Origin of the sequence: Cupriavidus sp. Met-2 (assembly GCF_049843575.1) — a bacterium.
Taxonomy (GTDB): Bacteria; Pseudomonadota; Gammaproteobacteria; order Burkholderiales; family Burkholderiaceae; genus Cupriavidus; species Cupriavidus metallidurans.
Genome location: NZ_JBBHZL010000002.1, coordinates 189,794 through 205,352 on the forward strand (window position 1 = coordinate 189,794; position 15,559 = coordinate 205,352).

General features: G+C 62.9%; 18 protein-coding genes. All 18 read right to left on the bottom strand.

Translation table 11 applies throughout. The features are described 5' to 3' along the window. Positions 1–20: 20 nt before the first annotated feature. Positions 21–3,665, bottom strand: coding sequence for a host specificity protein J (locus WD006_RS06065; RefSeq protein WP_080711396.1), 3,645 nt, complete (start codon positions 3,663–3,665; stop codon positions 21–23). Positions 3,666–3,731: 66 nt separating this feature from the next. Then, positions 3,732–4,325, bottom strand: a complete 594-nt coding sequence (locus WD006_RS06070) for a tail assembly protein (protein WP_029307784.1) — start codon at positions 4,323–4,325, stop codon at positions 3,732–3,734. A gap of 59 nt (positions 4,326–4,384) precedes the next feature. Next, positions 4,385–4,696 (bottom strand): hypothetical protein, encoded by a 312-nt coding sequence (locus WD006_RS06075; RefSeq protein WP_029307783.1) that lies wholly within the window; start codon positions 4,694–4,696, stop codon positions 4,385–4,387. Positions 4,697–4,783: 87 nt separating this feature from the next. After that, on the bottom strand, positions 4,784–5,503 hold the full coding sequence (locus WD006_RS06080; protein WP_029307782.1) for a C40 family peptidase: 720 nt from the start codon (positions 5,501–5,503) through the stop codon (positions 4,784–4,786). Position 5,504: 1 nt separating this feature from the next. Beyond that, complete coding sequence (locus tag WD006_RS06085; RefSeq protein ID WP_029307781.1) at positions 5,505–6,206, bottom strand: phage minor tail protein L; 702 nt, start codon at positions 6,204–6,206, stop codon at positions 5,505–5,507. Continuing rightward, a complete protein-coding gene (locus tag WD006_RS06090; protein ID WP_029307780.1) occupies positions 6,203–6,799 on the bottom strand; it encodes a tail fiber assembly protein in 597 nt (198 codons plus the stop codon). Before WD006_RS06090 ends, WD006_RS06085 begins: the two co-directional genes overlap by 4 nt. Before the next feature lie 8 nt (positions 6,800–6,807). Beyond that, positions 6,808–7,659: a phage tail protein gene (locus WD006_RS06095; RefSeq protein WP_051723101.1), complete on the bottom strand. Its 852-nt coding sequence runs from the start codon at positions 7,657–7,659 to the stop codon at positions 6,808–6,810. A 3-nt stretch (positions 7,660–7,662) separates the two neighbouring features. Beyond that, on the bottom strand, positions 7,663–8,004 hold the full coding sequence (locus WD006_RS06100; protein WP_029307778.1) for a phage tail protein: 342 nt from the start codon (positions 8,002–8,004) through the stop codon (positions 7,663–7,665). Between the two features lies 1 nt (position 8,005). Next, a complete protein-coding gene (locus WD006_RS06105) occupies positions 8,006–10,888 on the bottom strand; it encodes a phage tail tape measure protein (RefSeq protein WP_029307777.1) in 2,883 nt (960 codons plus the stop codon). Between the two features lies 1 nt (position 10,889). Beyond that, the gene (locus WD006_RS06110; RefSeq protein WP_267880319.1) at positions 10,890–11,150 is read right to left on the bottom strand and encodes a DUF1799 domain-containing protein; all 261 of its coding nucleotides are present in this window, start codon (positions 11,148–11,150) and stop codon (positions 10,890–10,892) included. Between the two features lie 47 nt (positions 11,151–11,197). Then, positions 11,198–11,539 (bottom strand): phage tail assembly chaperone, encoded by a 342-nt coding sequence (locus tag WD006_RS06115; RefSeq protein WP_029307775.1) that lies wholly within the window; start codon positions 11,537–11,539, stop codon positions 11,198–11,200. Then, positions 11,536–12,195, bottom strand: a complete 660-nt coding sequence (locus tag WD006_RS06120) for a phage tail protein (RefSeq protein WP_029307774.1) — start codon at positions 12,193–12,195, stop codon at positions 11,536–11,538. Before WD006_RS06120 ends, WD006_RS06115 begins: the two co-directional genes overlap by 4 nt. Positions 12,196–12,257: 62 nt before the next feature. Further along, positions 12,258–12,611 (bottom strand): DUF3168 domain-containing protein, encoded by a 354-nt coding sequence (locus WD006_RS06125; protein WP_029307773.1) that lies wholly within the window; start codon positions 12,609–12,611, stop codon positions 12,258–12,260. Further along, a complete protein-coding gene (locus WD006_RS06130; RefSeq protein WP_029307772.1) occupies positions 12,608–13,102 on the bottom strand; it encodes an HK97 gp10 family phage protein in 495 nt (164 codons plus the stop codon). Before WD006_RS06130 ends, WD006_RS06125 begins: the two co-directional genes overlap by 4 nt. Before the next feature lie 4 nt (positions 13,103–13,106). Further along, a complete protein-coding gene (locus WD006_RS06135) occupies positions 13,107–13,421 on the bottom strand; it encodes a phage head closure protein (RefSeq protein ID WP_029307771.1) in 315 nt (104 codons plus the stop codon). Next, entirely contained in the window at positions 13,421–13,948 is a 528-nt protein-coding gene (locus WD006_RS06140) for a head-tail connector protein (RefSeq protein WP_051723100.1), read from the bottom strand. The genes WD006_RS06135 and WD006_RS06140 overlap by 1 nt, the downstream gene beginning before the upstream one ends. 2 nt (positions 13,949–13,950) lie before the next feature. After that, positions 13,951–14,190 (bottom strand): hypothetical protein, encoded by a 240-nt coding sequence (locus WD006_RS06145; RefSeq protein ID WP_029307769.1) that lies wholly within the window; start codon positions 14,188–14,190, stop codon positions 13,951–13,953. A gap of 60 nt (positions 14,191–14,250) precedes the next feature. Continuing rightward, positions 14,251–15,495: a phage major capsid protein gene (locus WD006_RS06150; RefSeq protein WP_029307768.1), complete on the bottom strand. Its 1,245-nt coding sequence runs from the start codon at positions 15,493–15,495 to the stop codon at positions 14,251–14,253. Positions 15,496–15,559 lie beyond the last annotated feature (64 nt).

The window sequence follows — 15,559 nt, forward strand, 5'->3', positions numbered from 1 at the left end:
GGCAGTTTCCGAACCAAGCCTCATCGCTTGATGCCAAGTCCGGTCAGCACGGCACCATTCCAATCGACCTGCCCACCGGTACCAGATGGCCCCACCACGAGCTGATACGTGGCTGCGGCTTGGGACGTGTCGAAGTAGGCAAGCGTCGGGGTCACGACCGATGGGCCCGCCTGAGAGCCAAAGTAGTAATCCGACACCGGCACACCATTGCGCACCAGGTAGGCCCGCGCTGTACCGGCCGCCCGGAGTACAACCGATGCCTGCACAAGCACCGTTGGGATACCGGCAGGCATCGAGATCGTGCAGATCGTCGTATCGCTTATGGAAGTGCTGCCGCTTCCATTGACGGAGCCGCGCGGGACCGTCACGGCCTCCCCAGCAATCTTCAGCGTGCTGATGGAGGCGTCAACGATGTGGGCGCTCTGGATTGCCGCCAGGCGGATCTGGCCCGAGTCGATCGCAGCGCTGTCGATCTTTGCATTTGTGATGCTGCCGTCTTGGATCTTGGCCGTCGTAATCGCAGCATTGTCAATCTGCGCATTGGTAATGGCCGCATTGGCTATCATCGCGCTGGTGATCCATCCCACCCCGATAAATGCCTGGCTAATGAACGTCTGACCGTTCTGCACCACGAACGGTGACGTCACGGCACCGTTGGCCACGTTCAGTAGCGCGAAACGGTCGGCCTGAAACAGGATCTGTGACTGCACGGCGCCGGCTTCGTTGTCGATTCCGATGGCCATGCCTGCACCGTAGTACTTGCCATCCTGCGTGACCCCTACTTTGATGTTCCACGCCGCGGAGATCTTCCCGTTCAGCGCCACGACTGCTGACGCCGTTTGCTGCACCACCGCTGCGTTTTGCCCGATTTGCGCCTGGAGCGTGGTCTGCTGCCTGGCCAGCGCCATATCGGCCTCCGCGCGCGCCGCCTGCTCGGACCAGACGCCCGCCATAATCAGCGTCGAGCCGGCATTCGTCCCGGTATCCCCAGCCATCGGCGGTGGCCCGAATGTCGCCACGACCGAATCCAGCCTGGTGGCCAAGGCCGAATCCGCATCGGTCCGGGCCGTTTGCTCGGCTTTCACCCGCGCAGCCACAGAACCGACCATATCTGGCGGGCCGTCGATCAGGTCGATTCTCCCTAGCAGATCCTTGCCCAACTGGGATTCGGTGATCTGCCCCGCGATCGCGTCCAGAATGGGGCCGGCATCTGCACTGCTCTGCCCCTGCACACCGTTGCCGGTCGGGTACCAGGCGCCGATGTTGCCGCTCTTGTCGACCAGGCGCGCCCAGAACCAAAAGCGCTGCCCGGCCGCCAATCCCATGATCGTGTGAGTGTTCTGCGGGAAGGCAAAGTCGGCCAGCTTGATGGCATCAGTACGGCTCAGCGTCTTGCTGTACCAGATCTCGGTACGCTCCACATCGGATGGCCCCGGCGGGAACCCCCAATCCAGCCGAATCGAGAACACCAGCCCTGTGGCCACCAACGACGTCACAACGGGCGGCGGCGTCGTTTTTCCGGTCAGCACCGTTTCCACCGAGTAGGCAGGGATCGATGCCACGTCCAGGGCATTGACCGCACGCACACGCGCCAGATACGTGCCGGCGTAGATGCTCGTCACCTCCAGGCTGCAGGAGCCCGTACGGCCGGCCCTGACCCATTCCCCGTTGTCGCGACGCCATCCCACCTCATAGGCCACGGCTCTATCCGATGGCGACCAGCTGACAACCATCGTCGTTGACGCGATGCCTTGCCCAATGACGGAATACGATCTGATTTCCACGCCGGTGGGCGGAGGCTGTACGGATGGCGGGATAACGGTCACTGGCCGCGATTCCAGCCGGGAACCGTTGTCGATCGCTGCGAATTTTCCCGCCTCATGCCTGAGCGCCGTCACCTGACGGGTGATGCCATCGCCTTCCGTAATCGACAGCACGCGGAACAGCTGGGTTTTCAGCGTGGCGCTGTCAACCGCCCAGACCGCCTCTGCCTGGATGCTCTCGGTCCAGTCCGCCGACACCCGGACGGTGGAACCCACAACCTCCACGACCGTCCGCGTCTGCACGGCCCCTGAGGGCAAGGCGACCGTAAGAGCGTCGCCAGGCTGGATCTGATCGACCTTGTCGAGCTGCACCTGGCGCGTGCCGGGTGCCACGCGCACGCGGCCACCCAATCGCCGCCCGGCTCGAGCAGGATCTGCAATGCGGACAACGCTACCCGGCCTCACTAATGCCGCGTCGAGGCCGACCCCGAATGTCACGGTCTCAGTCTCCATGCGGCTGGTGAGCAAGATCCACTGCCCGGCGCGGTGCGCCTGCCCCTGCGACGTGCAGCCAAATGCCGTCACCTCGGTCTGGCGCACGCCGTAGCGCGCAATGCCATCGTCATCCGGCACATACTCGACCTTGGCCCGGTAGAAGTCGGACGGATCGTTCCACGACACCAACGCCACCGTCTTGCGGGCCTTCAGCCCGCTGCCGGCGTAGGAAAAGCGGCCATCAATCACGTTGGACGCCGCGAAGGTGTACTCCGGGTCAGACGGCATGTCCGCCGCAGCGACCACGGTGCCGGACGCCCAGTAGGCCATGCCGCGAAAGATCGACGCCAGATCCTGCAGCACCTTGTACGCGTCGGCGCGCGCCTGCAGGTACACATTGCAAGTAAAGCGTGGCTCTTGCCCACCCCGCCCATCTGGGACCAGCTCGTCGCAATACCGCGCGATCTGGTAGAGCGACCACTTGTCGACCATCGCGGCGTTCACGCGATCGCCAAGTCCATAGCGAGGATGCAGCACCAGGTCGTAGAAGATCCACGCCGGGTTGTCGGTCCACGCCGTCTTGAAAGTCCCATCCCACACGCCGGTGTAGCTACGCGTTTCCGGCGTGTAGTTCGACGGCACGCGGAGAATCCGCCCCTTCATGTCGAACGACCGCGCCGGAATGCTGTTGAACTGCCGGGCGTCGATCTGGAGGGCCACGATGGCGCTATTCGGGTAGCGCAGCTTGGCGTCGATGACCTCGGTATAGGACTCGATACGAGTGGTATCCGCGATGGTGTTGCTGTTGGCGTTTGGCGTGATCCGCCGCACGCGCACGTTCCACCCCTGCCTGGCTGGTGGCAACTCCACACGATGGCTGCGCTGGTAGTTGTTGGTTGTCTTACCGTCGAAAGCCGTCAGCAGCACCTGATGATATGCCGCACCATCGGTTGCGACATCGATGGCGTACTCGACCCGATACCCGCCGATGTCTCCCGTGCTGGTGTTGGCCTTCGAGAGCGAGGGCACCCCCAACCGGATGCGCACCGCAGAGAGCGCAGTGTTGTTCACGGCACGCACCCACGGCGTGGCCGCCTTCAGTTCCACGCCGACCGCCGCCTCGTTCTCAACGGACGGGAAGCCGGGAATGTAGTCCTGATCCTGCGTGCCGTTGCGGTACGCCAGCGATACGCCCTGGAAATTCTGCGAGCCGTCGGCATTCATCAGCGGCGTGCTATCCAGGTAGACGCTTTGCAGGCCATTGACCAGCCCATGGATCTCCCCCTCGGAAACGAGATCCAGCACGCGCGCGTACGCGATCGAGTGCAGGCTGTCCGGGCTTTCCGACGGGGCGCTGCCTCCGCCCCCACCTTTTCCGCCGCCCCCATAGCCAATGATGTCGCGCATATTCCCTGCACCAAATGAAAAGGCCCCGCACGAAGGCGGGGCCAGGTTATTGAAGGACACGCGGCGCTATGCCTGATCCTCAGCGAAAATGCCACCGGAGAGCACGGCGCTGCCGACGATCATTCGTCCGTACAGAATCGGCACGGGATTGCCCTGCGCCGTGGTGTTCACCGGTCCGTTGAAGTTGTAGCTGGCCCCATTGTTCGGCGAATCCTTCGTCGACAGGCCCTTCGCTTGCGGCGACAGCATCTGCACGACACCACCGAGCGCCATCGAGGCGCCCGCCAGACCCACACCGAACGCCATTTGCGCGGTCATGCCAAGGGCCGGAGGATTCCACCATGCCAGCGCGACGAGCGCGACACCCAAGATCGTCTGAAACAGGCCTGCGCGCTTTGCACCGCGCATGACCGGCGCAATGCGGATGTCGTCACCGCCTGGCGGCGTACACATCTGATCATGACCAACGTTCTGCCGGCCAATGAACACCGCATAAGCCACGCCCCGTTCGCTGCTGTCCTGCAACTCAGCCCGGAACCCCGGCACTAGCACACTCAGCGCCCGCACGGCCTCCGCCGCATTGGCGATCGCCAGCCGGTGCACGCGACCAAACCGCACCCCCAGATTTCCGTAAAGTCGAATGGTTCGAATCTTTTCCATGTCGCCAAATTAAAAACCCGCCCTAAAGGCGGGTAATTTCAATCGATAATGGTAACTAGCTATGCGCGCGGCGCACATCGGTCTAACAGCGCGTCCAGTTCCTTCTCGCTCAGCTGGCGGATCCCCGAATTCGCTCGTCGAACCGCAAGCGCAGTTCCACCCTCAACGGCACGAAGATCAATAAGGTAATAGACTCGATAATCGCCCAACTGATCAAGGCCAATACTGATCTCCGTCCGCCCGCCACTTGGATACGTGGTGATCTTCGGTAAGTCATTCAGGCTGACCTGCACGCACTCAAGAACCGCGTTTGCGGTCGCCTTGGTTTGTCGCAGTTCCGGCTGAACTTGTCGAATCTGAGTTTGCGTCATTCCAACGCAACCAGCCATTAGCAACGCACACCCCCCAAGCAAAGCTACCGCCCGCATATCATCCCCTCGCAGGAGTTAATTTCGCCGCTATTCTAGTGCAACATCACATTTCAATCGAAGCACACAGCGCGTGATCTCCTGCCAATATCCGCCATAAACATCGCGCGAAGACAGCCTGCCATGCTGGTGATGCAGCATCAACCCATCACCAAGATAGATCGCCGCATGGTTCGGAACCTTGGAGCGCAGCTGCATCAGAATCACATCACCCACCTGCTCCGGATGATCCTGCGAGACTACGACGAATCCCGCCTCTGCATAGTGCTGCATGTACAGATCATCGCCGCGATTCCACCAGTTATCGCGACGCTCAAAGTCGAGCAGCTCGATGCCACGCTCGCGGCGATACCAGTCCCGGATCAACGCATAGCAGTCCAGCACTCCATGGGCGAACTCGCGCCCGACTAGCGGCGCCTGGTAGCCGACTGGCTCGATCGACTGCAAGTCATCCGCCGGCCAGGACAGGATGTGCCAGGGCAAACCAGATCCCTCGCAGCTGACACGATCAGCCTCGCTAGGCGTGGCCGGCGCGTCCGGGTGCGTGTGCACCAGCGCAATCACTTCGCCGAGGTCTTCGGCCGCCGCATAGTCCTCGGCCGGCATCACGAAATGTTCGGTGCCAGCTGCTACGTTCCGGCACGGGACATATCGCTCCCGCCCCTTGACGATCACCACCAGCCCGCAGGCCTCGCGCGGGTAGTCACGCTGCGCGTGCTCTCGCACGGCCAGCAAGGTTTCGCGCCGCATATCACCCCCTGACGAGATCCGCTGCCGGAAACGAACCGTATGGCAGCGGGTTGTTTGCTCCAAACCGGGCCTTGCACGACGAGAGACGGCCGCCGCATTTGTCCAGCACCTGATCGGTAACGCGGTTATCGTCGCGATCGAAATAGTCCACGCCGGTGTACCCGCAATAGGGACCGCGATACCCCCCCTTCGTCAGCCACATGCAGATATTGGCAACGATCTGGCGCGCCGGGATCTGCGCATCGCCGAAATCCAGCGCGCTAGACAGCTCGAACGTCACGGAGACGGCTGATTCTTCCGCCTTTCGTTCGAGCAGCCAGATCTCCGGCGGCAACTCTTCACCCGGGTCGGCATCCGCATTCCCACCAGGGAAGTTTCTGGCGTCCAGATACTTGCCGAGCGTCTGCCGGCGCGTGAGCTGCGCACCAACCATGTCGGCAAGGAACAGGCATAGCGCCGAGATCGAGCCGTCCACGTTTCCCACGCGCAGGGTGGGCGTGGGCTGCTGGCCATCGCCTGTGCGCGCGAATCCCTCCACCTGAATCGACCAGGGCGAGTACTCCTTACCCTGCCACCAGATCGAGCCGACCTGCGTGTAACCGTGAAAGCAGAGGACATCACCACCAATAGCGGTCGCGTCCAGTTCGAACACTTCGACCCACTCACCAGGCTCCAGCTTCTGTACATCGGCCTGAATGCTCATGTGACGGGTGCCTCCGGCCATTCAATCGTCGCTGCTGTCACATCGATGCGGCTCAGCGCGACGAAGTATCGCCTCCACTCGATCAATGCCGCACCTTCAGCCTCCGTTTGGATGCCAAGCTCGACAGCCATCTGCAATGGCTCGATCGCGGTGCGCGCTCGAGCCGATTCCGCCTGACGCTTGATGCGGGCCGCGTCCACTCGCAGCGTGGCGGCCAGCCCCTCGTCCAGCACCCATGCACCATCGCGCCAGACGTGAGCCGGAGAGGGGCGAGGCTGGTCCGTCACCATAGCGGGAAGGGGCCCGACTCCAGCGTACTGCCCCCCGATTTCGTACGGCTCACCGCTAGGCACACTGTAGAGGGGAATGGCCCGATAGTCGGGAACGATCTTCCATTCACCAAACTCCCAGTTCATCGGCGGCACGCCATGTGGATCCACATAGATCGCCACCTGCCCGGCCTGCACCGAGGGCGCATCCTGCACGGTCGCGTACGCTGGAATGAGCGGCATATCAGGATTCACCGGGTTATCGGTAGCAACGCCAACGCTGGTTGGCACGCCGGTGAAGTTGTCGTAGTTCGTGACTTTCATACCTGCCCTCAATACTTGATGCACGGAAGCAATGCGACGTTTCGCGGGCGCGTTTCCGACCCCCCTGCGGCGCCCGTCCCCTGGTTGGATAAGGTGTTGCCGTAGGTGCCGCCCGCATACGCTGTCCCGGCCATGGCATACAGAATGGATGCAGGAATGGTATGGCTATGGCTGATCACAGCCTGATCCTGAAAGCTACCGAATGCGCGCCCTGGATCCACGCCCTTGCCGTGATCCCATCCACGCAGAAACTCCCCTCGCAGATCCGGGATGTTGAATGTCGTTGAGCCGTTTCCCGCTCCGAAAGTCGTGCCAATTCTGGCGAACAGTGGAGGAAAGTCGGACCTGAAGAGGGCTGCCCCATTGCACTCCAGGTATCCAGATGGGGGCGTGCTGGCCGCGAAAAATGAGACCCTGCCCACGTCAGCACTCGCTGCCGTCATGAGTTGACCGACCTGGTACCGCATGATCCCATCGACATCCGAGACGTTACCGCCGTCGCTAAACACCACAACGCTTGATCCGGCCGCAAGAACAGGGCCCGTTCCACTCACCGTTCGAAAGCGAAGCGTGAATGGCCCGGTGGTGGCATTCACAACAATCCATGTCTGCGGGACGGAATCCGGTACTGCAACTTCCCGATTCCCAGTCAACGCACCGTATAAATACATAATCCCCGTCAGCGCCTCCTGAGCAGACAGGGCAATCACGCCTGCGCCTCCGACATCCTTCACCAGTTGCGACTGAGCCTTGGCGTACAGCTCGTCAAAATTCGCGTTTGCCTTGGTGAAGCCCGTGCGCGAATCATCACCGCCATCGCCTTTCGGCGGGTAACCGAGGTTGATTGTCTGTTTTGCCATCTTCTACGGCGCGAACGCCTGCTGAAAAGTTGCGGAGAGGGTGTAGACGCCCTTGGCCGCTGGGCCGAGGGCGTACCGCGCCACCTTGTACCGGCCCTGCTCGCCGAGCGGCGGCGTCCAGTAGAACGACGTCGCGCCGGCGTGCCGGTCCAGGAAATCGCGGATCGCCTTGATGGTGTCGCGATCGCCCACGAACTGCAGTGGCCACGCCTCGACCTTGTTGTTGATACCGTCGGGCACAGCCTGCGCATAGCCATCGCCAAACTGCGCACCCCGTACGCGCAGGGTGACGTCCCCCTGCGCGCCTGGGCCGCTGGCCCGCCACATGAAGGTTTCGATTGCCATATCAGATCATTCCGTTGCGAATCTGGGCCGCATAGCCGCCCTGCCCGACCATGTTCTTCGACATGCGCTGGTCAATGCGCTGGTCGATCTGTTTCCAGATCACATCAATGTTGGTGTTACCCGCAGCGTCCTCGGACTTCCTGACTTCCGGCTCGCCAGGCGCGCCATAGAAATTCAGCGTCACCTTCGAGCCACCCAACGCCTTGTTCGGGATAATCGTGCCCGCTGTGCTCGGGACATGGATCTCCGGCCCCTCTTCGCCGACCAGGTACGGCTGACCAGCCACCACCGGGCCGCCGCTTGCGCGCGCCGGTAGGGCAAATATCCCCGAGCCGTAGTTGCCCGGCACGGAACCCGCATTACCGAAGAGGTCGCCGGCCAGCGGAGTCGCAATTTGGCCAGGAGCGCCAGCCGCGGCACCCGCCGCCCCGTCGAAGGCCCCGGCGCCACCCAGCGAGCCGCCGAGCACCCCACCGAGGAGATTGATCCCCATCTGGAACAAGCCCGAGATTGCCGCTCGCGCGGCGATACGCGCCAGATCCGCGATCACGGACTTGGCAAAATCAGCGAACGACGCCTTGCCCGTCGTGACGAAGCTGACCAAGCCATCTTCCATGCCCTGGAAGGCATTGCCGAATAGCCGGCCCGTCTGATCGGCAACGTTGGCGGCATAGTCCTGGTAGTCGGCGAACGCTGCGCGCGCACCGTTGCTCCAGTCGGCACGTTTCTGGCTCAGTTGGTCGTAGTACTGCCCCAATTGGTCCAGCGCCGCGCGTTCGCCTTCATTGATCCGGACCAATTCGTCTTGAAACAGTGGCGTCCCGAGTTGCCCCCGGTCGGTCATGCTCTTGATCCAGTCCGTCCGGACGCGCGCGAACTCGCGATAGATGCTCTTGGCGGCGCTCACCTGCTCCATCGCCCGGCCACCCATGCCGAAGGCATCGAGCTGGCGCGAGTACTGGTCCGCACGAGTACTCGCGCCCTCGCCGATCCGGACGTCAATGCCGGCGGCCTGCGCGCGCGCCTGCTCCGCCAGGCGCACCTGTTTTTCAGCCTCTTTGGTCTGCGCCTTCTTGCTCTCAAGCGCAGCATCGGCAGCGACGTTCAGATCGAGCTGAGCGCGGATCTCATCCTGCCGTGCGAGCAGGCTTTTCTGATCGGCCGTCAGGACTTTCTTTGTCTTGATGTCGGCGATCTGTTGCTCGAACTCCGCGCGTGCTTTCGCGGCTGCCGTCAGCTTGTCGCTATCCTCCAGCGCGGCCTTGGTTGCTGCCTCAGTCTGTTTGAGCTGGTCGAGGTAGCGGGTGGCGTAGTCCTCGGTGTATGCCTTGCCGTGCGACGCCTTCGGGTCTTTGTATTTCTCGTTGACAGCCGCGATACGCTTGGCGATCTCTTCCTCGGTAAGACCGACTTTCTCGCCATCTTTCCGCAGCTGGTCGATCTCGTCGGCACGCTGCTGCGCACGCGATCGGGTAGCCTTTTCCTGCGCCTCCAGCCGCTGTCTGGCGGCGATCTTTTCCTGCTCGTCGCGCTGCCGCCGCCCATCGGCTGCCGCCTTGTCGGCATCGGCCTGTAGCGCCGTTTCCTGCGCCTGCAGCGCCTTGAGCCGCGCCAAGGCACCTACCCGTCGACGATCGCCGTTGCCGGTGGCAGCGCCGCCGCCCGTGGAGTCAAAGCCGGTCGGCTGCCCCATCTTTTCCAGCTCAGACTGAACGGCGGCGATATTGCGCCGCACGTCAGCGAGCGTGTCGGGCCTGCCGATGCCCAGCATGTAATCCCATGCGCCCTTGGCGGCGCCGGCGACGGAATTCCAGCCGCGCTCCATGAGACCAAGATGCTGGAGCACCTGGTTGGCACGCTGCGTCATTTCCTGAGCGTAAGTACGCTGCGCCAAGGCGGCGGCCTGGTCCTTGTCACCCTGCTCTTCCAGAGCCTTGATCTGCTGGTAGACCGTGTCTGTCAGGAAGTGATACTGCTCATTGAGCTTGAGGGCGGCTTTCACCGGCTCGTCGCCCAGATCATTGAAATGACCGACGGTTTCCTTGACGGCCACCCCCACCTTCGCCAGGGTGACTGTGGCCGTGCCCACCACCTGGAGCTGGTCGGCCGCCACCTTGCCTGATGCGGCCAGGTCATTGAGGACTGCCGCCGCCGCGCCCTGCGTGCCGACCGTCCGGCTGATCTCGGCGGACATAGCCACCAGCTGGTTTGCGCTGACACCGGCATAGTTGCCAGTCAGGATCAGCGACTTTTGAAATGCCGTCTGCTCCTGCGAGCCCTGGTACATGGCACCGGCCAGGGTCATCGCAGCGGCGGCCGTCACCGTCAGCGGATTCACCAGCCCGGCGAGGTACGTACCGAACCCGCGCACAGCGGGACCGATGCCGCCGAACATGTCCTTGAGCTGCCCGCCCTGCTGCGTCAGCACCAACAGGGGACTTTGCCCGCCTGCGAGCTGCGTCACGATGTCGGTCATCTGCGCCGGCACCATGCGCATCGCAGCGGCGGTCTGAGCAGCCGAGACGCCCGTCTTGCCAAACTGCTGCTCCGCCTCACGGAGCTTGGCAATCAGCGGCTCGTAGACCTCCTTTGGGATGCCCTTGGAGATGGCGATGTATTCCTTGGCCGCAGAATTCGACAAGCCAGCGGTGTTCGCCTGTGTCGTGAGTCTGGCAATGAACTGCTTGGCGCTCGCGTCCATTTTCCGCGACGCATCGGTTGCCGCATCGCCTACACCCTTGAAGTTACCGGCAGTCCTCTGCGACGAGGTAGCGGCGGTCCGCTCCAGTTGCTGGACGGCCTCTCCAGCCTTGGCGAGTCCGGCCTCCAGCGAGGACGAATCCGCCCCAACCTCCAGTGTCGCCTTGCCGATCACCTCGGACATATCACCCCTCGTTCATCGTCGCGAGCGCGGCATCTTCCATGATGCGAACCTGCTCGAAGACGCCTTTGCGTTGCTTGCGCGGTACACATGCCATACGCATCACGAATGGCAGCACGCTGTAGTCAAGCCCTATGGGACCAGCCATCCCCATGCGCCACTGCGTGACCATGCGACAGAAGACGTCGAACGCCATGACCGTCTCCGGCCAGAGGTCAACCTCCGGTCGGGGATAGTCCGCGATCGTCAGTCCAAATGCCGCCAACTGCGTGGCGTCCGGAGGACGCCAGTACAGTGCGCGTGCCGCCTCGATCAGTTTCCCCGGCGAGCTCCGGCCAGCTCCTCGAAGTACGCTTCCTGAATCGCTTGGGCGGCGAAGGCGTAGTTCGCCAGCAGTTCGGCAAACGCTTCGGCAGAGAACTCCATATCCACGTCGCACCAACCCTCAACGATCTCCAGAAGGTGGCTCGCGTACTGCTCGCTGATCGGCCGGGCGACATCCAGCGACAGCTCGGCTGCCCGCTGGTAGAACTCGGCAGCAGCCTCGGATCTCTTGTGCTTGAACACCAGTTTGAGTGGCTTCGGTCCCTCACCCGGCACATGGATCTTCGCCTCGCCAACGAAAGTGGGATTCACTTTGACCTTGAAGCTCATGCCTGTGCTCCCGAGTAACGCGTCGGCTCGCCGTCGATCGACAGCGCGACAGACAAGGCCATTGCCTGGTTCTTCGTCAGCGTCGGCACCTTGTTGAAGGAGACATATGCGCGGTAGTAGGTGCGTGCCCTGCTGGGCAGTTGCAACCAGATCGCACGCGGTTTGCGCTCGGCATCAGCGGCATCGAGGACCGCGTAGTGCGGCAGCGTGTCGTCATCAGCAATCTGCAGCGTTGCCGAACGCGCGCTGCGAATTGTTGGTATCTGCCGTTCGTCGCCCGTGTCCTCGAGAAGCTGGTAGTTGTAGAACTGCTGTTCGCCACCGGACATCGACGCCTCGAGAACCTGCGTGATTGGCGTCCACGTGAGGATTTTGCGGACGCTGCCGATACCCGCACCTGTGGGGTATTTCGTGGCGTCCGTTGTATTGATGCCCTCCAAGGCGAACGTACCGGCCTCGCTATCGATGACACGCGCGACGCGGCCGTTCAGTGCTGGCCAGCCGGAGATGATCTCGACGATGTCGCCGTCTACCAGAGCATGGGCTGCAGCCGAGGCCACCGCCGGACTTGCGTTTGTCAGCGCCGTGACAGCAATGGCTGCACCAACCGTAGTGGCCAGGGAAAAGACTGCCCCGTTGGGCAAGCTCAGAGACATATGAGACTCCTGAAGTAAAGAAGCCCGCCGCAGCGGGTCAGTGGTTGATGCCCGAACGGGCGTTAATTCGTGAACCAGATGCTGAAATCTTGCGACGATCCGCGCCAGCCAGTCGCTGGGTCTTTCGTCGCGATCATGCCTGTCAGCGTATCGGCGCTCAGAACAGGGTCTGCGCGCAGGATGTCTTCAGCCTGGCGACTCAGCGTTGACGAATCAGTGCGGTTGCTCGCCCAAACGTCGATCTGGAATCGGCCGTTTCGCTTGTCCGGGACACCCGCCAGATAGTTCAGCGGATCGCCCCCAACTTGCTGATAGATGATGAAGGGGAGTTCCACACCGGCTGGCGCCTCTTCCGGATAGACACGGTTTCCCACCAAGCCCTTCAGCGCCCGAAAGATGTCGGCCTCTACCGTCATGCTTTGACCTCCGCCAGCACTTCCGCCGTGCGCTCGGCGGCGCGCTCATGCATCGCCTTCAGCGCAGCTTCGCGCTGGTCATACGAACGCCGAATGAACCCCACCGCGGGCACCCACACCGGCGCCGGCAGACGCTCAGTCGTGGCCACCCACCGGTTGTTCACGCGGATCACCTTATTCACCCGCCAATGCCCACGCTCAATCAGGTGGCCGTGCGGCGCCTTCTTGGCATTCCAGCTGACCTCGTAGATCTTCTGCGTCTCACCGGACTTGCTTTCGGAGAACACGCGATAGATCGCATTGCGCAACTGACCGGGTTTTACGCCTTTCTTCTCCGGCCCGTCGTACACCGGAGCCAGCCGGCGCGCTTCCTCGTAAAACACCAGGGCGCCGGCATGGGCAGCCGGCCGGAGCACACGCTCCTTCATGCCCGCCTCTAGGCGGTCCAGCGCGGCCTGCAGGTCGCCTGACAGGCTCAGATGGACTTCCATAGCATCACCTCCGGGCGCCGGTTTCGCACACCAGGTCGACGTACTTTCGACCAGATTCGTCCGGCATCACTGCCCTGATGTCGTACACGGTCGTGCCGCGCACCACGCGCATGCTGGCGTCCAGCCCAGTCCGCCAGTTGATGCGGATGCTGGCTTTGACCACCGAGACGTCGGCGCCGGACTTGATGGCGGACAGCCCGCTGATATGCTTGATCGTGGCCCACACAGTGGCCACGTCCTCCCAGGCCGATACCGGCTCTCCGGTGTCGGCCTGGTCCGCTGTTGGCCGCTGGATAGTGATTCGGCTGTCATGACTCATTACCAGTCCCTCTCAGCGTCCAGCAGCCCGGCCAGGTATGCCGGCGGGGACGAGTTGCGAGCCATGCATGCGCTGGTGACGATTAGCCATGCCTTGATGCCGGCCGGTACCGTCTCATAGCCCGCCTCAACGGTTACACGCACTCGAGCACCGTTGCGGTAGCCAAGGGCAGAGATCAAGTCAGGCGGGATCGCCAGGATGGATCGGCCGTTCTGGCGATCCTCCAGCACGCATCCGCTCGCCGGTTGCCACGCGGCTCCATCGAAGTACTCGACCGACACCAGCGCAGTGACTGGCGACAGCGGGAGCGTCTCGCGCGGCCAATCGGAGTACTCAAGCCGCCATGTCTGCGGCACCAGTTCGCGGCTAGTTTCCTGCTCGGCCTCGATCCGGGCTGCGTCAATCAGCGTGCCAATGTGCTCGTCCAGGTCTGTCATGTCGCTGTCCAGCCGCGCGCTGGTCTTCACTTCGGCCACCGATACCGGTTTGGTCGTCGCAGCAGCGGTCACGGTCTTGGACAACAACATGCTCACTCCTCGGTGGCTTCCGCTTCAGGGGCCTTCGGCTCGGTGTACTGCACCACTTCGCCGCCCTCGCTCTTGGCGAGTGCGACTGCGGCCGGCTCATCGTCCAGGTCTTTGGCGTGCGCCTTCAGCACGTCGGCCGGCAGGTTCTCGATGACGGTGTTCGGCTTGTGACGGACACCGTCGATGGTGACCGCGCACAGCACGCGTGCGGTCTTCGTGGATTGGGGTAGCTTCGTTGCCATGGGCTCTTTCTCGGTGCGTGGATGAGGGACGGCCCCAGCCGGAGCTGAGGAAATTCATACTTAGGTCGCGCTGTTTTGGTAGTACTTCACCGCGCCGCCGACGTCGATCAGGTTGGCGCCCGAGCGGCAGAAGGCGACAAAGCCGACCTGGCCCTTCAGGGTGTAGGCGCTGTCGGTCATACGGAACAGCGTCACGTCCATCACATCGCGCACCAGGTACTTCGAGAAGTCGCCGAACAGGATCGACTTCTTCGAGACACTCATCGGGTCCATGTTCTGGTTGATGACGATCTCACGGCCCAGCAGGCGGTCGGGAGCACCGCCCGGATTGCCTTGCTCGTAGCCCGGCACAAAGATCGGACGGCCTTGCGCGTCCTTGATCTTGCGCACAGACTTCAGCGTGTCGTCGTGGAACATGAAGCGGCCGGCCGGGCGGTAGAACGGATCTACCGAGTGCTCCAGATCCACCAGGTCGTCATAGGTGACGGTGGCAGTCTGGCCCGTGGCGCCGGCCTTGCCCAGTGTGGAGCCCGTCACCAGGCCTCGCGGCTGGCCGGTGCCAGTGCCGCCGGTGTGGTGGCGGTTCTGGATGCGGCCCAGGCGCAGGTTAAGCAGCGTCTGGATGTATGCCTCCAGGTCGAACATCGCATCCTGGATCAGCTCGAACGGCAGGGCGATCGACTTGGACGAGTACTTGTAGACATCCATCGATGCCTGGCCGAACTGGGTTTCACCCACCGTCACCGGGCCGTTCTGGCCGACGATCTCGCCTTCCTCGGCCGTCGAATCGGCGGTCGGGAACAGCATCTGAGCGCCAGTGCTGGTCTGGATGCCCGTGGCAACCGAGCGCACCGCGAATGCAGCGCGCATGGCTTGGATCAGGTTGCGGCTGAACTCCGTGGCAACGGTGTAGCCGCCTTCGCTCCCGGTCGTGGTCGACATGGCGGCGCGAATGTCCGGGTTCACGCGCGCAAACATGGCGTTGCGCTGCTCCGGGCTCAGCGCCGACAGACCACCAGTCAGCATGGCGCGCAGGGCGCCAGCCTCGGGCGAGTCGTTGCCGTTCGGGTGCGTGGCAGCGTGCATTGCAGCCTCATGCTCCGCCTGAGCGTTGCCGGCGACTTGCGCCAGACGGTTTTCGCGGGCGATCTCGGCGTCGATGGTCTCGATTTCCGCAAGGATGGCGTCCAGCTGCGATGCCTCGGCGGCCGGCATGCGCTGGTCGGCCGGGAACTTGGCGTTCAGATCTTGCGCTTCCTTTGCCTTGGCGTTGCGGCGTTCGCGCAGTTGAGCGAGTTTGCTCATAGGGTCGTTTCCTTATCAATGGACGAAAAAAAGCCGCCCGGAGGCGGCTGGTTTCTGTGCGCGA